The sequence below is a fragment of the Planomonospora parontospora genome (genome assembly GCA_014647935.1).
Taxonomy (GTDB): domain Bacteria; phylum Actinomycetota; class Actinomycetes; order Streptosporangiales; family Streptosporangiaceae; genus Planomonospora; species Planomonospora parontospora.
This window is the reverse complement of record BMQD01000006.1, coordinates 201,681-220,728: the sequence shown is the minus strand read 5'-3', so window position 1 is coordinate 220,728 and position 19,048 is coordinate 201,681. Positions and strand designations below refer to the sequence as shown.

The window sequence follows — 19,048 nt, the reverse complement described above, 5'->3', positions numbered from 1 at the left end:
CTCCCCTACAGCGGGGGTTCGTCGGGGATGTCCGCGATGTCATCGAGCGCGGTGGCCAGCTCCTCCGGATCGTCGCCGATCCGCTCGGCGATCTCGATCAGCACGTGCAGCACCTCGTGCCGGTCGTGGCCGAGGTCCAGCAGCCGCTGCGCCGCCTCCCACAACTGCGGCGGGTCCCCCTCCCACAGCCGCGCGGCGATCTCCTCGTGCCAGGCCAGGTGCTCGTCGCGGTCGAACCGGCCGGGCTCGCCGGCGTGGTCGATCTCCAGCAGGATCCGCCGGTCGCCCTCGTCGGCGGGGTTGAGCAGGTCGAGCTTGACCTCGCCGTGCTCGCCCTGCAGAAAAGGGAAGGCGAACACCCGCCGGGCCAGCGCGGACAGGTCCCCGTCCGGGAGCAGCCGCTCCACCAGGCCGCGGTCCAGCCCGAAGGTCGTGGGATCGCGGTAGGTCTCCGGGAAGCGGGCCGTGGCCTCCCAGATGCCGTCGAGCGTCGCCCGCAGCCCCTCCTCGGACAGCCCGGTGCGGGGCGCGGTGAAGCGCGCCCACGCCGACAGGACGTACGGCACGGCCTCCTGCTCGGCGGGGCTCAGCATCACCTTGCGCGGCAGCCAGTCGAGCAGGAACGTCTCGCACTTGGTCGGGCTGACCCGCAGCGGGCGGCCGAAGTCCTGGTCGCAGCCGTAGTCGATGATGTGGTCGGCGCAGCGGGAGGCCGCCGAGGGGTCCGACAGGTGCTCGGCCGCGTCCGAGGAGAGGAACTCCGCCGCCAGCATCGCCCTGCGGTCGCGGCTGTAGGGGGCCTCGCTGTGCAGCGGGGCCGGGCGCTTGCGGCCCGGGGGCAGCGCCTTGATCCGGGAGCGGGCGAAGGCGTGATAGGCGCTGTAGCTGTCGCTGACCGGCGCGGCCGTCTTCCGGTCGCCGTACTCGGCGGTGGCCTTCATGGCCGACTCCAGCAGGGCTCTGGCCTGCTGGGGCTCGATCTCCTCGAAGCGGAGCATCGGGTTCGCCTCGGCCTCGGCCCTGGCCTGCTCCAGCAGCTTGTCGACGTGGGAGGAGACCCACGCGTCACGGGCGATGCCCCGCATGTTGTAGTCGACGACCATGACCAGCGCGTGCCGGTCCTCGCCGCTGTCCGCCCCGCGGTAGCCGAAGGTGCAGACCACGGTGTCCTGGTCGCCGTAGGCGTCGCGGGAGACGTAGCAGCCGGTCGGTTTCACCGCCCCCAGCCGGTCGGCCCAGCGGGGCCTGGCCACGTCGCGTTCGATGAGCGCCAGCGCCGCGCCCTCGGCCTTGGCGGCCTGCCGGGCGGTGCCGAGGTAGGCCAGCGCGATCAGCAGGGTCAGCGCGGCGGGGGAACCGGCCTTGGCGGCGTAGTCGACCAGCCCCTCGCCGAGGACCTGCTCGGCGTCTCCGCGCCGCAGCCGCCGCCCCCACCAGGCGCCGACCATGTCGGAGACCATCAGCTCGGCGTCCAGCGGGCTGCTCACCGCGAGCAGCTCACGGGCGGCCAGCAGCATCTCGGAGAAGACCTCGTCGGGCGCGTGGGTCTCCCTCGGGTCCCTGCGGTGTCGGCGGCTCAAGCGGCCTCCTCCGTCGACCGGGTGAACCCCGGGCCGCCGGGCCCACCGGCTCGCTCGCTCATGCGGGACTCCTCGCCTGCGGCGAGGGATGCGCATGAGCGAAGGCTGCTGTGTTCCCTGGCTCGCTCGCTGCGCTCGCTCACGTTCCAACCTTCTCGCGTTCCCGAGCCGATGGGTGCGCGGAACGCGGCTCGGTGATCCCGATGTTACCGGGGACTTCGCGGCGGCGGCGCGGAGTTGACGATGGCGAGCAGGTGTTCGCGGGCGACCCGTTCGACGACCTCGGGGGTGGCCTCGACGCCGAGATGCTCGGTGCAGGCGCGGACGTCGGCCACGCAGCGGTCGACGGTGCCAGGGGGGACGGTGAGGAACTCGGCGGCCAGCCGACTGCTCAGGGACTCGTGGAATGTGGTCGTACCACTGGTGGAGCGGGTGGCGAGAGCGGGCATGGATGTCACATTCCTCCGGGTTACCGGGGACGTGGCCCCGGGTGGACGGCGGGGACGTGCGTTTTCATTCCACAACTTATCGCGCCGGTGTCAAGCCTTCCGGAGGGGGGCGGGAAAGCTGACTCCATCGTTGACTCCTCCCGGAGGACGGAAAGTAAAGAACGTGTCCGCGAAGGGGCAGCCAAAACGGGCGGGAGTCAGTAGGCTGATCTTGCCGGTAGGAGACGGTGGAGGCGAGGTGGGCAGTTGTCGGGACGGTCCGGCTCGATCCTGCTAGGGTCCTGGCCGCGAACGCTTGAACGCGCCGACGGTGACGACCGCGGTGCGCGGAAGGGGTGGCGGGGGTGATGGATGCCCCGTCGTCTCCCGTGGTGACGGGGACGGGAGGCCCGCGAGATCCGTGTTCCCGCGCGGATCCGGCGGCCGCGGGTCCCGGCGGCCGGCCCGCCGGTCGCGGGAGGCGGGGATCTCCTCTCCCGCCGGAGCCCCGTCGCGTTAACGTGGAGACCCCGGTCTTCGGGCCGGGGAGGTTCGTCGCATCATGGGCGGGACTTCCGCCCGCAGGCGCCCATCGCCGATGATGTACTGCAGGATCCGGTCTCCGGAGCTGCGCTACGCCAATTCGCAAGTTTGGAGATGTGCCTCGTGGGAGACCCTGGCACGCGACGGAGGTGCCGACCATGAGCGCCGAAACCTCCGTGCCCCGTCCCCGGGAGTCGGGTGTGGACATCTCGGACTCCGGCCTGCTGCAGGGCCTGCTGTCTCAGTCGCCGTTCGCCTTCGCCTTCCTCGACCCCGCCGGCCGGTTCCAGCGGGTGGACGAGGTCTTCGCCGAGATGGTCGGCCTGCCCGCCGAGCGGCTGGTGGGCCACGCCCCGGGTGAGCTGCTCCCCGCCGACCTCACCGCGCTGGTCGAGGGGGCGGTCCGCGCCGTCGTCGGGGGCGCCGGGTCCGAGAGGGACCAGCGCGTCCGGGTGCGCACGGCCGACGGGGAGACCCGTCACTGGTCGCTGACCTTCTCGCCGGTCCACGACGACGAGGGCGTGTTCCGCGCGGTCTGCCTGGTGGGCGTCGACGTCACCGAGAGCAGGCTGGTCGAGGAGAACCTGCGGCGCAGCGAGGAGCGCTACCGCTCGCTGGTCGAGGCGCAGTCGCAGCTCGTGTGGATCACCGCCCCGAACGGCGCGGTCCGGGAGGACGCGCCGCAGTGGCGCGCCATCACCGGCCAGGGGCTGGAGGAGTACCTCGCGGGCGGCTGGCTGGAGGCCGTGCACCCGGACGACCGCGCGCACACCGAGGAGGCGTGGCGCGAGGCCCTGCGCGGCCGGAACATGTTCGAGTGGAGCTACCGGGTCCGCACCCGGGCGAGCGGCTACCGCTACTTCGAGGTGCGCGCCGTACCGATCATCCGGCACGGCCGGGTGGTCGAGTGGGTCGGGGCGAACACCGACGTCACCCCGCAGCGCGAGGCCGAGGAGATGCGTGGCCGGCTGACCGACCAGCTCGGTGCCGCGGCCCTGCGCACGGCACGGCTGCAGGGCGCCACGGCCCAGCTGGCCGAGGCGCTCACGGTGGAGCAGGTCGTCCAGGTCATCATCGACGTGGGCCGTACGGCGCTGGCGGCCGACCGGTCGGCCGTGGCGCTGCTCGACTCCGACCGGTCGGTGCTGAAGCTGGTCAACAACGGCGGCATCCCCGACGTCCCGGGCGCGCCGGGCGAGGAGATCCCGCTCGCGCACTCCAGCGTGATGACGATGGCGGTGAACAGCCGCCGCCCGGTCTTCGCCGAGTCGCCCGAGAGCCTGCGCGCCCAGCTGGTCGACGCCGGCGCCGACGAGGAGGCGATCGACGGCTTCCTCGCCCACGGCGACGAGCGGGCCTGGGTGGGCCTGCCCCTGCTGGCCGCGGGCCGTGCCCTGGGCGCGCTGCGGTTCGCCTTCACCCGTCCTCAGAAGATCTCCCAGGAGGACGGCGTCTTCCTGGAGGCCCTCGCCGGGCAGTGCGCGCTCGCCGTCGAGCGGGCCACCCTGTTCGAGCGGGAGCACCGCACCGCGGAGACGCTCCAGCGGAGCCTGCTGCCGGACCGCCTGCCGGTGGTCCGGGGGCTCATGCTGGCCCAGCGGTTCCGCTCGGGCAGCCGCCACGTGCAGGTCGGCGGCGACTGGTACGACGCGTTCGTCCTGCAGGACGGCCGGGTCGCGGCCGTGGTCGGCGACGTCATGGGCAAGGGCGTCAAGGCCGCGGCGGGGATGGGTCGCATCCGCAACGCGATGCGGGCCCTGGCTCTGACCAACCCGCCGCCCGCCGCCGTGCTCACCGGTCTGGACCGCGTCTTCGAGGCGACCGAGGAGGAGGAGCAGGTTACCACCCTCGCCTACATGGTGGTCGAACCCGGGACGGGCGAGGGCACGCTGGCGCTGGCCGGGCACCCGCCGCCCCTGCTGGTCTCACCCCAGGGCATGCCGCTGCTGTGCGACGGGGAGCCGGGCACTCCGCTCGGCTGGCCGACGAGCCGCCGGCAGTTCAGGTTCTGCGTCCCGCCCGGCCACACCGCGGTCCTGTACTCCGACGGCCTGGTGGAGAACCGCAAGCGCGGGCTGGACGCCGGGCTCGCGGAGCTTTGCTCGGTCGTTACCGAAGCGCCGCCGGAAGTTGTCAGTAGTCCCCATATGTTGTTGGATTTCCTGGTGGATCGCATGCTGGCGGGGTATGAGCAGGATGACGACGTCACGGTACTTGCAATTCATGTTCCGCCAACCACGAAGAGTGACTGAATGAAACAGTCATAAGGGTTGCTTTCGGATATCGGTGCCCCGCTTCCGTACGCACTACTGTCTTCGTCGGCCTAGGGTGGAGGGCAACCGCCAGGAGGCGGCCGTTTGGATCACGGTGTCATGTCAGAATGCTGGGCAGGTGCGTCGCGGTTCGTGCGGCCTCTCTGAGCACCACTAGAGGCATCCGCCCCTAGCGGGCATCTGAGTCCATTCTCGTCACGCTTTCCTTCGAGAGGTGTTCGTGTCGCCTGCAAGTTCGACTCGCTCGAAGCCATCCGAGCTGAACGAGCCCGTCATTCAGCAGCTGATGGAGCGGGGGCGCTCGCAGGGGTTCCTCGAGTCCGAGGATGTCCGCAAGGCCGTCGAGGAAGCGGACATTCCGATGGCGCAGGTCGCTGGAATCCTGCGCAACCTCAGCAAAGAGGGCATCATCGTACGGCTGACCGCCGAGGACTCCGCGGGCCCCAAGAAGCCCAAGGCCCCGGCCAAGCGCCGGACCCCCGCCGCACCCGCCCCGGTAAAGAAGACCAAGACCGCAGCCGCGGCGGCCAAGGAGCAGCCGGAGACCGTCACCGCGGTCGTCGGCGGTTCCGAGCCCGCACCGGCCCCTGCGCCCAAGAAGCCCGCGGCCCCGGCCAAGAAGGTCGCCCCGGCCGCTAAGAAGCCCTCCTCCGGACCCGCCAAGAGCGCCGGCCCCGAGACGCTCGCGCCCAAGGCCGACCCGAAGCCGAAGGCCGCCGCCGGGGAGGACGAGGAGGAGCTCGACCTCGAGGACGTCGAGATCGAGGACTTCGACCTCGAGGTGGAGGTCGAGGACGTCGAGGTCGAGGCGGAGCCCGAGGTCGAGGCCGACGAGGAGGCCAAGCCCGAGGTCGTCGCCGACGCGGCCGCCCCGCAGAGCGAGGAAGAGGTGCTGATCCTCTCCGACGACGACGACGACGCCCCCGTGGCGCAGGTCGCCGCCGCCGGAGCCACGGCCGACCCGGTCAAGGACTACCTCAAGCAGATCGGCAAGGTCCCCCTGCTCAACGCCGAGCAGGAGGTCGAGCTCGCCAAGCGCATCGAGGCGGGCCTGTTCGCCGAGGAGCAGCTCGGCACCGACGGCGACAAGCTGCCGGTGGACGTCCGCGCGGAGTTGGAGTGGATCGCCGAGGACGGCCGCCGGGCCAAGAACCACCTGCTGGAGGCCAACCTCCGACTGGTGGTCTCGCTGGCCAAGCGCTACACCGGCCGCGGCATGCTCTTCCTGGACCTGATCCAGGAGGGGAACCTGGGCCTGATCCGCGCGGTCGAGAAGTTCGACTACACCAAGGGCTACAAGTTCTCCACCTACGCCACGTGGTGGATCCGGCAGGCGATCACCCGGGCCATGGCCGACCAGGCGCGGACCATCCGCATCCCGGTCCACATGGTCGAGGTCATCAACAAGCTGGCCCGCGTCCAGCGGCAGATGCTGCAGGACCTCGGTCGCGAGCCGACTCCCGAAGAGCTGGCCCGCGAGCTCGACATGACCCCCGAGAAGGTCATCGAGGTCCAGAAGTACGGCCGTGAGCCGATCTCCCTCCACACCCCGCTGGGCGAGGAGGGCGACAGCGAGTTCGGTGACCTCATCGAGGACTCCGAGGCCATCGTCCCGGCGGACGCGGTCAGCTTCACGCTGCTGCAGGAGCAGCTCCACTCCGTCCTGGACACGCTGTCCGAACGCGAGGCGGGAGTGGTCTCCATGCGGTTCGGCCTCACCGACGGCCAGCCGAAGACGCTGGACGAGATCGGCAAGGTCTACGGGGTGACGCGCGAGCGCATCCGCCAGATCGAGTCGAAGACCATGTCCAAGCTCCGTCACCCGTCCCGGTCCCAGGTCCTGCGCGACTACCTGGACTAGGTCCCCGTCTCCGGGATGGCCGTGGTGGAACGCCACGGCCATCCCGCGGATCTCTGCGACGAGAGGGCCCGCGCCGACCGGCGCGGGCCCTCTCGTCGGGTGTCGCGCCCGGACCGGCGGCTCCGGAGCGGGCGGATCCCCGTCCTCGCAGCGAAGCCCCCTCCGGCGGTTCCGGCCGTCCTCACACCAGGACATCCAGGGTCCACGGGCGCCTGCCACCCGGCGCGGGCCCGAGCCTGACCACGTGGCCGAGATCGCCGAGGACCTTGGCCAGCTCGTCCGGGGTCCGCGGGTCGGCGCCGCCCTCCAGCAGACTGCGGGCGATCACACCCCGGGTGGCCTTGGCCATGTGGCTGACGACCTTCCCGTCCCTGAGCACCCGCACCGCCACTCCCCGGCCGCCCGGCTGCCAGGCCGCCGCGTAGGTGCTGGAGCGCAGGTCCACGACCAGGCCCGGTTCGGCGTCGAGCACCGGGGTGAGCGCGCGGCGCCAGAAGGCGCCCAGTCCGCCGATCGGCGGGAGCCTCACCGCCATGGACAGCCGGTACGGCGGGACCCGGTCGGTGATCCGGAGCAGTCCCCAGAGGCCGGAGAAGATCAGCAGGCTCTCCGCCGCCCGCCCGGCGGCCTCCGGGGGCAGGGAGGCGAGGCCGAGGTTGTCGTAGAGCACTCCGGTGTAGAGCTCGGCGGCCGGCATCGTGGGCGCGGTCCGCAGCAGCAGGTTCTTCGCGACCTCGCCGGTCTGGCCTTCCGACAGGCCGAGCACGGTTCGGGCCTCCGGCCGCTCGCACAGTGCGGTCAGCGCCTCCAGGACGGTCTGCCGGGGCAGGGACGGGAAGCTCAGGGAGGCCAGGTCGAGGGCGGGACCGTTACCCGCCGCGGCCTTGGCCTCCGAGGGAGGCAGCAGAATCAGCACGGTTCCCGAGCTTAGGGGCCTGCCGAGGGTCACCGGGCCGGGGAGTGCGGTACCCGGGAACGGGAGGCGCCGGGAAGATTATATGATCTTGGATCATGACGGACGACGTGTTCGACCGCCTGGTCGACCGGGCGTGGCCGGCCCTCGGCCGGACGGACTCCGGCGGGTGGACGCTGCGTACCGCGGGCGGGGTCACCAAACGGGCCAACTCGGTCCTGCCGCTCGGAGGCAGGCGGGACCTGGATCCGGCCGTGGACGCGGCGGAGGAGTTCTACGCCGGGCAGGGGCTGCCCTGCGCGTTCTCCGTGGGCCCGGGCGCGGCACCGGGACTGGACGGCCTGCTGGAGGCGCGCGGCTACCGGGTCGTCGATCCCACCCTGGTGATGGTCGCGCCGCTGGAGCCGGTCGCGCCGGGCGCAGGGAGGGGATGGGCCCCGGTCCCGGGGGCGGGTCCGGCCTTGGGAGGCGTTCCGGCGCCGGAGGAGGGCGCGGAGCCGAGCAGGGGCGTCGGCGCGCCGGAGGACGGCGGGTCCGGGGCGGAGGTCCGGCTCGCGGCGGAACCGGGCGCCGACTGGCTGGACGTCTGGTGGAGCGTGGACGGCAGGGGCGGCGATGACGCCCGGGAGACGGCTCGCCGGATCCTCACCGGGGTGCCCGCCGTCTACGGCTCCCTCGGAGCGGAGGCGGTGGGGCGGGGCGTCGTCCAGGGGGAGTGGCTGGGCGTCTACTGCATGGCCACGGCGGCGCACGCACGGAGGCGGGGCCATGCGCGGCGCATACTGAACGCCCTGCTCTCGCACGGGCGGGAGCAGGGCGCTCGGCATGCGTATCTATGTGTGGTGGAGGCCAACACCGCGGCCCGGTCACTCTACGAGCGGCTGGGTTTCACGGTGTCGGCCCGATATCACTATCGGGTCCGATGAAGCGAGGACCCTTATCTTTCGTCGTTGCCTGCGGTGGAGGGGGTCGCGCTGAGACGTGCCGACTCGTCCTGAATGTCGGCACCCTTGTCCCTCAGCACGGCTACGTGCTGCCGCCCGTGGTGGGCGCAGAACAGCAGCTCCCCACCGACGGGAAGGGTGGCGCGGATGTAAGCCTGGGCGCCGCACCGGTCACAGCGGTCCGTGGCCGTCAACGGCTTGGCGGGGGCGAGAGCTCCAGTCACGTATCGCCTTTCGGGTCATCCCCGACGTGGGGGATCGGGCGTCAGTCACTTGAGACAACATCTAACCGGATGAGGACGTTCCCAATCGACCTGCGAGTACGCCGAGAGCGGAATGCCGCCGGGAGTGACGGAGATCTCGCCGGGGGTAACGCGGCCCGGTCCCTGCTGGCAAGCTGGGACGCGCCGCGGCGGGAAGAACGGTAAGCTGCGCACACGTGTTCGAGCAGAGTGGGAGTGGGTGTGACCGCAGTTAGCACGGAGGCGGGTTATACGGCCCGTCATCTGTCGGTGCTGGAAGGGCTCGAAGCCGTCCGCAAGCGCCCGGGCATGTACATCGGGTCCACCGACAGCCGCGGTCTCATGCACTGCCTGTGGGAGATCGTGGACAACGGGGTCGACGAGGCGCTGGCGGGTCACTGCACGCGCATCGAGGTCGAGCTCCACCCCGACGGCTCGATCGAGGTCCGGGACAACGGCCGCGGCATCCCGGTCGACGTCGAGCCCAAGAGCGGCCTGGCCGGCGTGGAGCTCGTCTACACCAAGCTCCACGCGGGCGGAAAGTTCGGCGGCGGCTCCTACGCCGCCTCCGGAGGCCTGCACGGCGTCGGCGCCTCCGTGGTGAACGCCCTGTCCTCCCGGCTGGACGTGGAGGTCGACCGCGAGGGCCGGATCCACGAGATCAGCTTCCGCCGGGGCGTCCCCGGGGTCTTCGACGGAGACGGGCCCACCGCCAAGTTCAAGAAGAAGTCGGGGCTGCGCGACGGCGGCCCGCTCGCCCGCGACGTCACCGGCACGCGCGTCCGGTTCTGGGCGGACCGCCAGATCTTCCTGCCCGAGGCCGAGGTCTCCCTCGACGAGATCCACGTCCGCCTCCGCCAGACCGCGTTCCTCGTGCCGGGACTCACCCTGTCCGTGCGCGACAGCCGCGGCGAGGAGCCCTCCGAGGAGGAGTTCCGCTTCGACGGGGGCATCTCCGAGTTCACCGACTTCCTCGCCCGCGACGAGGCCGTCTGCGAGGTGCTGCGCCTGCAGGGGGTCGGCCACTTCCACGAGACGGTCCCGGTCCTCGACGACCTGGGCCACATGACCTCCACCGAGGTCCAGCGCGAGCTCACCGTGGACGTGGCGCTGCGCTGGGGCAAGGGCTACGACGCCACCGTCCGCTCCTTCGTCAACGTGATCGCCACGCCGAAGGGCGGCACCCACGTCACCGGCTTCGAGCGGGCCCTGGTGCGCACGGTGAACGAGCAGCTCCGGGAGACGCGCCTGCTCAAGAGCAACGACGCGCCGGTCACCCGCGAGGACATCGTGGAGGGGCTCACCGCCGTGGTGACCGTCCGGGTGCCCGAGCCGCAGTTCGAAGGACAGACCAAGGAGGTCCTGGGCACGGCGGCGGCCAGCAGGATCGTCTCCCACGTCGTCTCCCGGGAGCTCAAGGAGTTCTTCACCAACCCCTCCCGCACGCTCAAGCCCCAGCTGCGCGCGGTCCTGGAGAAGATCACCGCGGCGGCCAAGGCCCGCATCGCGGCCCGTGAGCACCGCGACAACCAGCGGCGCAAGACCGCCCTGGAGAACTCGGCGCTCCCGGCCAAGCTGGTCGACTGCCGCAGCGACGACGTGGACCGCAGCGAGCTGTTCATCGTCGAGGGCGACTCGGCGCTGGGCACCGCCCGGGCGGCGCGCGACTCGGAGTTCCAGGCGCTGCTGCCGATCCGCGGCAAGATCCTGAACGTGCAGAAGGCGTCCGTCGCCGACATGCTCAAGAACGCCGAGTGCGCCGCCATCATCCAGGTCATCGGGGCGGGCTCCGGCCGGTCGTTCGACCTCGAGGCCGCACGATACGGCAAGGTCATCCTGATGGCCGACGCCGACGTCGACGGTGCGCACATCCGCTGCCTGCTGCTGACCCTGTTCCACCGCTACATGCGGCCGCTGGTCGAGGCCGGCCGGGTCTTCGCGGCGGTCCCGCCGCTGCACCGGATCGAGATCACCAACCCGGGGCGGGGCAAGGAGAAGTACGTCTACTGCTACTCCGACGCCGAGCTCCACCGGGTGCTGCGCGACCTCGAACGGCGCGGCAAGCGGTGGAAGGACCCGGTTCAGCGCTACAAGGGCCTGGGTGAGATGGACGCCGACCAGCTGGCCGAGACGACCATGGAGCCCCGGCACCGGACCCTGCGCCGGGTCCGGATCGAGGACGTCCAGGAGGCCGAGCGCATCTTCGACCTCCTCATGGGCAGCGACGTGGCCCCGCGCCGGGAGTTCATCGTCGGCAGTGCGGCCGAGGTCGACCGCGACCACATCGACGCCTGAGCCGCCTGGAAGGCCGTAGCGGCCTTCCAGGCGGAGCGGGACTCACAGCTCGACCGGCACGAGCTTTCCGGTGCGGACGTCGTAGATGGCGCCGCCGACGGGCAGCCCCTCCGGAAGGAAGGGGCTGGTCCTGATCCTGACCAGGTCGTGGCGGAGCGCGGCGTCCTGGTCGGGGACCGTGTGGAACTCCAGGCTGCGGGTGTCGACACCGTGCTGGGCGGCGAGTCCGTGCACGTCGTCGTCGGTGACCTTCGACATGCCGCAGTCGGTGTGCGGCATGACCAGCACCCGGTTCACGCCCAGGAGATAGACGGCCAGGACGAGCGTCCGCAGCACGTCGTCGGTGACCCGGGCCCCGGCGTTGCGCAGGATCTTGGCGTCACCGGGCTTCAGGCCGAACACGCCCAGCGGATCGATACGCGAGTCCATGCAGGTGACGACGGCCAGTCCCCGGGCCGCCTTACCGGTCAGCTCCGCGTCGGTGAACGCGGCGGAGAACTTCTCGTTGGCGGTCAGCAGGTCGTCGAACGCACTCACAGGCACACCCCTCGGTCAGTGAAATCAACAACGTCGATGATCCCTCATGTCCGTTTCATCGAGGTTTCCGGGGTCCCACTCCCGGCATTCTCGGCTAAGATCGCGCCATCGCAGATCACTTTAGGTGATGATGATATGACGCAAAGTAGAGAATCTCGGGAAGGGCCATGAGCAGAACCGAATCCCTGGCCGGATACCTGCGCGCCCAGGCCAGGAGGAAGCTGGACCGCGTGGAGCCCCGTGACGGGGGGCGCAATGCGCGCTCGGCGCTGGCGCTGCTGGACGCGACGGCCTACGTGGAGGCGCTCGGCGAGGACGACCCGCTCCTGGCGGTCCTCGCGGACGCCGGATGCTTCGGGCCGGGAGGCGGCGGGGAGTTCCGGCCGGACGAGGAGGTGGCCCGGATCATCCGTTTCTGGGAGGCCGGTGAGCCGCGGCAACTGCTGGCGGCCATCAGGTCCGCCCTCCAGGGATCACCGGCCTGATCGGTCATGCATGAACCGATGAGCCGGGGGAAGGGAGGTTCCGACCATGCGCAACACCGCCATGGGGTTTTCACCGGTGACACCTGGGAGGAACCGTGGGAATCGCACGCATGCGGGCCGTCGTCCTCGACTGTCCGGACCCTGATCGCCTGGCCGGCTTCTACAGCGCGCTCCTCGACTGGAAGATCACCACGGTCGAGGACGACTGGGTGACCATCCGCGGAACCGAGGAGGCGGAGCGCATCTCGTTCCAGAAGGCGCCGGACCACCAGCCGCCGGACTGGCCCGATCCCGCCCGCCCCCAGCAGCTCCACCTGGACCTGACCGTGGACGACCTCGACGAGGCCGAGGCGGCCGCCCTGGCGCTGGGCGCGGTCAAGCACACGCACCAGCCGGACGAGAGCGGCTCGTTCCGCGTGTATCTGGACCCGGCCGGCCATCCGTTCTGCCTCTGCGTGGCGTGAGGCCGTGACGGGGCTCCCGGGTCGGCTGAGGCGCCTGCGCGCCTTCCCCGGCCCGGGAGCGCGGACCTAGCCGGCCGTCTGCGGGGCCCGTCCGTCGGCATCGGCGGAGGAGCCCGGAGAGGATCCCAGGGCGCCGCCCACGGCCGCGACCGCGTGGGTGAGGCGGAGGCCCGAACCGTCCCGGCGGCCGAGCTCCTCGGGGAGCGGGACCGGCTTGCCGGTGGCCGAGACGGCGCGCGCCGGTCCGGGGCCCGCCCAGGCGAGCAGCAACACGTCCTCACCCTTGAGGAACCGCTGGGCGCGGACGCCGCCGGTGGCGCGGCCCTTCGCCGGGTATTCGGCGAAATCGGAGATCTTGACTCCGCCGGTCTGGGTGCCGGGCAGGGCGGTGGAGGAACCGGCGATCGTCACGACTCTGGACTCCAAGGCCGGGTCCACGGCGCCGAACCAGATCACCCGGGCGCCCCCGTCCAGCCGGATGCCGGCCATGCCGCCCGCCGGACGTCCCTGGGGCCGCACGATCGAGGCGGAGAAGCGCAGGAGCTGGGCGTCGGAGGTGATGAAGACCAGATCGTGCTCCTCGGAGGTCAGCTCCGCCGCGCCCACCACGGTGTCGCCGTCCTTGAGCCCGATGACCTCGAAATCGTCGCGGTTGGCCGGATAGTCGGGCACGATCCGCTTGACCACGCCCTGAGCGGTGCCCAGTGCCAGGCCGGGCCCGTCGGGGTCGAGGGAGCCGATGCCCACGACCGTCTCCCCGGGGTTCAGCGCGACGTATTCGGAGACCGGGTGGCCGCCGGACAGGGACGGCGGATCCGACGACGGAGGGAGCGTCGGCAGGTCCACGACCTGGACCCGGATCATCCGGCCCTGGCTGGTGACCACGCCCACCTCGCCCCGGACCGTGCTCCGCACCGCGGAGACCAGCACGTCGTGGGGGGACCGTCCGCCCTCACGGGGCAGCGGAGAGGCGTCGGCCGTACGGGCCAGCAGGCCGGTGGAGGAGAACAGGACCAGGCACGGGTCGTCGGGCACCTCCAGCTCCAGCGGCGCCGCGGTCTTCCGGGGGGCGCCGGAGGCCTCCAGCAGGACCGTGCGGCGGGGGGTGCCGTAGGTCTTGGCCACCTGGGCGAGCTCGTCTGAGACGACCTTGCGCAGCCGGTCCTCCGAGGACAGGATCGCCGTCAGCTCGGCGATCTCCTCACGCAGGGTCTCCTGCTCCCGGTCCAGCTCCAGCTTGTCGTAGCGGGTCAACCGGCGCAGCGGGGTGTCGAGGATGTAGGCGGCCTGGATCTCCGACAGCTCGTAGGCCGCCATCAGGCGCTCACGGGCCTGGGCGGAGTCGTCGGAGGAACGGATGACGCGGATGACCTCGTCGATGTTGAGCAGGGCGATGATGAGGCCCTCGACGAGGTGCAGGCGCTCCTCGCGCTTGCGGCGGCGGTGGGCCGAGCGGCGGCGGACCACGTCGAGGCGGTGGTCCACGTAGACCTGGAGCAGCTCGCGCAGCCCGAGCGTGCGGGGCTGGCCGTCGACCAGCGCCACGTTGTTGATGCCGAAGGTCTCCTCCATCGGCGTCAGCCGGTAGAGCTCCTCCAGCACGGCCTCCGGGATGAAACCGTTCTTGATCTCGATGACCAGCCGCAGGCCGCGGTGGCGGTCGCTGAGGTCCTTCAGGTCGGAGATGCCGTGCAGCTTCTTGGCCGTGACCAGCTCGCGGATCTTGGTGACCACGCGCTCGGGGCCCACGTTGAACGGCAGCTCGGTGACGACGATGCCCTTGCGCCGGGGGCTGACCTGCTCGACCGCGCACCTGGCGCGCATCCGGAAGGTGCCCCGGCCGCGGGCGTAGGCGTCGCGGATGCCGTCCAGCCCGATGATCGTGCCGCCCGTGGGCAGGTCGGGACCCGGGACGAACCGCATCAGGTCCTCGAGCGTGGCGTCCGGCTTCTTGATCAGGTGGCGGGCGGCGGCGACGACCTCGCCGAGGTTGTGCGGGGCCATGTTGGTCGCCATGCCGACCGCGATGCCGGTGGCGCCGTTGACCAGGAGGTTGGGGAACGCCGACGGCATGACCGTGGGCTCGGTCTCCTGGCCGTCGTAGTTGGGCTTGAAGTCGACGGTGTCCTCGTCGATCGACTGCACCATGGCCATGGCCGCGGCGGCCAGGCGCGCCTCGGTGTAGCGCATCGCGGCGGGCAGGTCGTCGGGGGAGCCGAAGTTGCCGTGCCCGTCGATCAGCGGCAGCCGCATGGAGAACGGCTGCGCCATGCGGACCAGCGCGTCGTAGATGGCGGTGTCGCCGTGCGGGTGGAGCTTGCCCATGACGTCGCCGACGACCCGTGACGACTTGACGTGCCCGCGGTCGGGCCGCAGGCCCATCTCGCTCATCGAGTAGAGGATGCGGCGCTGGACCGGCTTGAGGCCGTCCCGGGCGTCGGGCAGCGCGCGCTGGTAGATCACCGAGTATGCGTACTCGAGGAAGCTGGTGCGCATCTCGGCGGAAACGTCGATGTCGACGATCCGCTCTTCGAAGTCCTCGTCAGCGGGGGGCGTGGTCGTCCGTCGGGCCATATCGAACATTGTGCCGAAGAACAAGGGGTGCCCGCGACTTCAACGCCGAAGCCGGCCGCCGCGGCCGCCGCCATCCGCGGCCGCGGCGGCTGCGCGGGGTGGCCGCGGCCACGGCCGGGGAACCGGTGCCGCCGGGCGCGGCGGGGACGCCGGCCCTCTCCCGTCACCCCCGGTCGCGCGGACCGGCACCGGGCCAGGGCCCGGGGGTGGACCCCTCGTCCGTGTCGCCGGGGACGCCGGTCCTCGCGTCGTAGACCCGGAACCCGCGCGCCCGGTAGTTGGCCAGCGCCGCCGGGCCGTCCAGGGAGCAGGTGTGCAGCCACACCCGGCGGGTCGGCTCGCGATCCGGCCGGCGCCCGGCCAGGTCCCAGGCGCGCGCCGTACCGGCCTCCAGCAGGTGCCCGCCCGCGCCCCTGCCGATCGCCCAGGGCAGGAGGCCGAAGGAGGTGATCTCGACGGCCGCGTCGTCCTGCGGGAGCAACTCGGCGTATCCGGCGGGGGTGCCGCGATGGTAGGCCACCCAGGTCTCCACGCCCCGGTCCAGGAAGTCCGCCCACTGCCGCCAGGTCCACGGCAGCCGGTCGGTCCACTGCCAGTCGCCGCCGACGGCGGTGTAGAGGAAACGGCTGAACTCCGGGGAGGGGACCTCGGCGCGCACGACGTCGAGCTCGATCGCCGGGGGCTTGGCGGGTCGCAGGTCCGCCGGGGAGGTCTGCTCGAGGTACCAGGTGGTGACGTCCATAGTGAGCCTCATGAAACCACGTCCTCGCCGGTGCCCGTATCCGGACGTAACGGCGGAGATCACATCGAATATGATCCGGCGATGCGTGGACATGGACTGGGACGGGTGGTCGCGGCCGTGTGCCTGGCGGGCGCACTGACCGGCTGCGGAGTGATCGGAACGGTGGGCAGGGCCGCCGAGGAGGCGATGGCGGACCCGGCCGTGATCACCGAGGACGCGCCGTTCAAAGGATCCCCCTCGGAGGGGTTCGCCGAGGGGATCGCGGGGATCGAGGTCCCGGAGGCCGAGGCCGTGGGACGTTTCCCGGCCAAGGACGTCCGTGCGGCCTACAAGGTCAGCAGACGCCTGCTGGAGGCCGCCTATCTCGACGAGCAGAGCCTGCTCGGCGGTAAGCCCGAGGCCTACGCCCGGCTGCTCGACCCCGAGCAGCGCAAGTTCTTCCTGAAGAACCTCGACCACAAGGACGAGAAGAAGGACACCAGGGCCTGGGTGTTCAGCTTCGAACCCGGAACGACGGAGCTCGTGGGCGATGCCGTCAAGGTGAAGGGGAGGCTCTCCGCGGCGCCGGGCAAGGACAAGGAGGTCGGCCCCCTGCTGGTGGTGACCTACGAGGCGCGGTTCGTCTACGCGGTCCGGCCCGCGGGCAAGACCGGGCCCATCGTCCGGGTGATGGCCTACACCAAGTCACGCCACGAGTTCTGGCGGGACGAGCCCGGCGGCAGGCTCCGCCACTGGGAGGGCGACAGCGTCGACGGGTGGAACGCGGGAGTGGAGTGCGACTCTCCCGGTCGCTTCCACCGCCCCGATTTCCGGTCCGAGGGCGGCGGTGACGGCCCGCTGCAGGACGCCTACGCCGACGGCGAGGCTCCGATGGAGGAAGGGGAGTGCGGGTCGGTGGAGGAGATCTGACCTCCGGCGGGAGCCGCGCCGTCCGCCCCGGCTCCCGGGCCCGCCGACGGCGCGGCCCGCGCCCGGCGTACGGCCGGGCCGCGCGACTGGACGAAACCGTCACCGGGACCTGATAGCAATGACCGGTGAGCGAAGAGCAGATGCTGCGCCAGGAGGCCGAGGAGCGCCTGCGGGCGCTCGCCGGAGAGCACGCCCGGTTGCGCGACGACCAGTGGTCGGCGATCAAGGCGCTGGTCATGGACCGGCGCCGGGTCCTGGTGGTGCAGCGCACCGGCTGGGGCAAGTCGGCGGTCTACTTCATCGCCACCGCGCTCCTGCGCGAGCTGGGCGAAGGGCCGACGGTCATCGTCTCACCGCTGCTGGCCCTGATGCGCAACCAGATCGCCGCCGCCGAGCGGGCCGGGATCCACGCGGTCACCGTCAACTCGGCCAACCCCGAGGAGTGGGAGCAGATCTACGGGCAGGTGGCCGAGGGCACGGTCGACGTGCTGCTGGTCAGCCCCGAGCGGCTCAACAACCCCGAGTTCCGCGACCAGGTCCTGCCCGAGCTCGCCGAGAGCGCGGGCCTGGTCGTGGTGGACGAGGCGCACTGCATCTCCGACTGGGGCCACGACTTCCGCCCCGACTACCGGCGGCTGCGCACCCTCTTCGAGGAACTGCCCGAGGGCGTGCCGGTGCTGGCCACCACCGCCACCGCCAACGCCCGCGTCACCCGCGACGTCGCCGAGCAGCTCGGCGAGGAGACGCTCGTGCTGCGCGGGCCGCTGGAGCGCGAGAGCCTCCACCTGGGCGTCGTACGGCTCCGCGGCGCCGAGCAGCGCCTGGCCTGGCTCGCCCAGACCCTGCACGAGCTGCCCGGCTCCGGCATCGTCTACACGCTCACCGTGGCCGCCGCCCAGGAGATCGCCGCCTACCTGCGCGAGCAGGGCCACGAGGTGGCCGCCTACTCCGGCCAGACCGAGCAGGCCGAACGGCTCGCCGCCGAGCAGGCGCTGCTCGACAACAAGATCAAGGCGCTGGTCGCCACCTCCGCACTGGGCATGGGCTACGACAAGCCCGACCTGGGCTTCGTCGTCCACGTCGGCGCCCCGCCGTCGCCGGTCGCCTACTACCAGCAGGTCGGCCGCGCCGGGCGCGGGGTCGAGCGGGCCGAGGTGATCCTGCTGCCCGGCGCCGAGGACCGGGAGATCTGGTCCTACTTCGCCTCGCTGGCCTTCCCCCCCGAGCAGGTCGTGCGCACCGTGCTGGCCGCGCTGGCCGACGGCGGGGTCATGTCCACCGCCGCCCTGGAGAGCCGGGTCGACCTCAGCCGGACCCGGCTGGAGAGCATGCTCAAGGTCCTGGACGTCGACGGCGCGGTGCGCCGGGTCAAGGGCGGCTGGGAGGCCACCGGTGAGCCGTGGGACTACGACGCGGACCGCTACGCCCGGGTCGCCGCCGAGCGCGAGGCCGAGCAGAAGGCCATGCTCGACTACCTCGACACCACCGGGTGCCGCGAGGAGTTCCTCCGCCGCCGGCTGGACGACGACTCCGCCACGCCGTGCGGACGCTGCGACAACTGCACCGGGACTCACCGCTCGCCCGAGGTCGAGGCCCGCGCGGTCGAGCGCGCCGCCGAGAGCCTGCACCGGCCCGGCGTGGAGATCGAGGCGCGCCGGCAGTGGCCGACCGGGCTGAGCGACCTCAAGGGCCGGATCAAGCCCGAGCTGGGCGCCGAGCCCGGCCGGGTCCTGGGCAGGCTCACCGACATCGGCTGGGGCAACCGGCTGCGCGGGCTGCTGGCCGAGGGCGCCCCCGACGGCCCCGTCCCCGACGACGTGTTCGCCGCGGTGGTCACCGTGCTGTCGTCCTGGCAGTGGGCGCAGCGCCCGGTCGCCGTGGTCGCGGTGCCCTCGGCCAGCCGCCCGCTGCTGGTGCGCAGCCTGGCCGAGCGGCTGGCCCAGGTCGGGCGCCTGTCCTACCTGGGCGACCTGGGCTACCGGTCCGGACCGCCCGCGCAGCGCTTCAACAGCGCCCAGCGGGTCCAGGCCATCCGGGCCACGCTCGCCATGCCCTCCGCCCTCGGTGCGGCGGTCGCCGAGGCGGGCGGTCCGGTTCTGCTGGTCGACGACCGCGTCGACACCGGCTGGACGATGACGCTGGGGGCCGCGCTGCTCCGCCACGCCGGAGCCTCGGCCGTGCTGCCCCTCGCCCTTGCGGTGACGAGCTAGCCCCCGCACCGTCCGGGCGCGTTACGGTTTCCCGCCATAGGGGTCGGC

Annotated in this window: 15 protein-coding genes; 8 read left to right on the top strand and 7 right to left on the bottom strand. The window is 71.8% G+C overall.

The window, feature by feature from the left end:
• Positions 1-5 precede the first annotated feature (5 nt).
• Both IEZ07_RS12020 and IEZ07_RS12015 read right to left on the bottom strand, forming a co-directional pair.
• Positions 6-1,517 carry a hypothetical protein gene (locus IEZ07_RS12020; RefSeq protein WP_068898948.1) on the bottom strand — a complete coding sequence of 504 codons (1,512 nt, stop codon included), beginning with the start codon at positions 1,515-1,517 and terminating at the stop codon, positions 6-8.
• Between the two features lie 269 nt (positions 1,518-1,786).
• Positions 1,787-2,029, bottom strand: a complete 243-nt coding sequence (locus tag IEZ07_RS12015; protein ID WP_068898700.1) for a hypothetical protein — start codon at positions 2,027-2,029, stop codon at positions 1,787-1,789.
• Positions 2,030-2,709: 680 nt separating this feature from the next.
• Between IEZ07_RS12015 and IEZ07_RS12010 the strand changes: the two genes are divergently transcribed.
• Entirely contained in the window at positions 2,710-4,803 is a 2,094-nt protein-coding gene (locus tag IEZ07_RS12010) for a SpoIIE family protein phosphatase (RefSeq protein WP_191894821.1), read from the top strand.
• Positions 4,804-5,110: 307 nt separating this feature from the next.
• Positions 5,111-6,685, top strand: a complete 1,575-nt coding sequence (locus tag IEZ07_RS12005) for an RNA polymerase sigma factor (RefSeq protein WP_373868851.1) — start codon at positions 5,111-5,113, stop codon at positions 6,683-6,685.
• A gap of 181 nt (positions 6,686-6,866) precedes the next feature.
• Here the strand turns inward: IEZ07_RS12005 and IEZ07_RS12000 are convergent, their stop codons facing one another.
• Complete coding sequence (locus IEZ07_RS12000) at positions 6,867-7,601, bottom strand: YaaA family protein (protein WP_191894819.1); 735 nt, start codon at positions 7,599-7,601, stop codon at positions 6,867-6,869.
• 95 nt (positions 7,602-7,696) lie between these two features.
• Here IEZ07_RS12000 and IEZ07_RS11995 point away from each other — a divergent pair, with 95 nt between their 5' ends.
• A complete protein-coding gene (locus tag IEZ07_RS11995; protein ID WP_191894818.1) occupies positions 7,697-8,524 on the top strand; it encodes a GNAT family N-acetyltransferase in 828 nt (275 codons plus the stop codon).
• Between the two features lie 11 nt (positions 8,525-8,535).
• On the opposite strand, the gene IEZ07_RS35625 is transcribed toward IEZ07_RS11995, so the two are convergent.
• On the bottom strand, positions 8,536-8,766 hold the full coding sequence (locus IEZ07_RS35625; protein WP_068898692.1) for a DUF7455 domain-containing protein: 231 nt from the start codon (positions 8,764-8,766) through the stop codon (positions 8,536-8,538).
• A 240-nt stretch (positions 8,767-9,006) separates the two neighbouring features.
• Here IEZ07_RS35625 and IEZ07_RS11990 point away from each other — a divergent pair, with 240 nt between their 5' ends.
• Positions 9,007-11,079: a DNA gyrase/topoisomerase IV subunit B gene (locus IEZ07_RS11990; protein ID WP_191894817.1), complete on the top strand. Its 2,073-nt coding sequence runs from the start codon at positions 9,007-9,009 to the stop codon at positions 11,077-11,079.
• Positions 11,080-11,121: 42 nt separating this feature from the next.
• On the opposite strand, the gene IEZ07_RS11985 is transcribed toward IEZ07_RS11990, so the two are convergent.
• Complete coding sequence (locus tag IEZ07_RS11985) at positions 11,122-11,616, bottom strand: beta-class carbonic anhydrase (RefSeq protein WP_191894816.1); 495 nt, start codon at positions 11,614-11,616, stop codon at positions 11,122-11,124.
• Between the two features lie 167 nt (positions 11,617-11,783).
• On the opposite strand from IEZ07_RS11985, the gene IEZ07_RS11980 reads away from it, so the two are divergent.
• A complete protein-coding gene (locus tag IEZ07_RS11980) occupies positions 11,784-12,101 on the top strand; it encodes a hypothetical protein (protein WP_191894815.1) in 318 nt (105 codons plus the stop codon).
• A 95-nt stretch (positions 12,102-12,196) separates the two neighbouring features.
• The gene (locus IEZ07_RS11975; RefSeq protein ID WP_239319804.1) at positions 12,197-12,565 is read left to right on the top strand and encodes a VOC family protein; all 369 of its coding nucleotides are present in this window, start codon (positions 12,197-12,199) and stop codon (positions 12,563-12,565) included.
• A gap of 66 nt (positions 12,566-12,631) precedes the next feature.
• Here the strand turns inward: IEZ07_RS11975 and IEZ07_RS11970 are convergent, their stop codons facing one another.
• Positions 12,632-15,139 (bottom strand): DNA gyrase/topoisomerase IV subunit A, encoded by a 2,508-nt coding sequence (locus tag IEZ07_RS11970; protein ID WP_191894814.1) that lies wholly within the window; start codon positions 15,137-15,139, stop codon positions 12,632-12,634.
• Between the two features lie 163 nt (positions 15,140-15,302).
• Complete coding sequence (locus IEZ07_RS11965; RefSeq protein ID WP_373868850.1) at positions 15,303-15,893, bottom strand: GNAT family N-acetyltransferase; 591 nt, start codon at positions 15,891-15,893, stop codon at positions 15,303-15,305.
• Positions 15,894-15,962: 69 nt separating this feature from the next.
• Here IEZ07_RS11965 and IEZ07_RS11960 point away from each other — a divergent pair, with 69 nt between their 5' ends.
• Together IEZ07_RS11960 and IEZ07_RS11955 are read left to right on the top strand one after the other, a co-directional pair.
• Positions 15,963-16,790, top strand: a complete 828-nt coding sequence (locus IEZ07_RS11960) for a hypothetical protein (RefSeq protein WP_191894813.1) — start codon at positions 15,963-15,965, stop codon at positions 16,788-16,790.
• 140 nt (positions 16,791-16,930) lie between these two features.
• Complete coding sequence (locus IEZ07_RS11955; protein WP_191894927.1) at positions 16,931-19,000, top strand: RecQ family ATP-dependent DNA helicase; 2,070 nt, start codon at positions 16,931-16,933, stop codon at positions 18,998-19,000.
• Positions 19,001-19,048 lie beyond the last annotated feature (48 nt).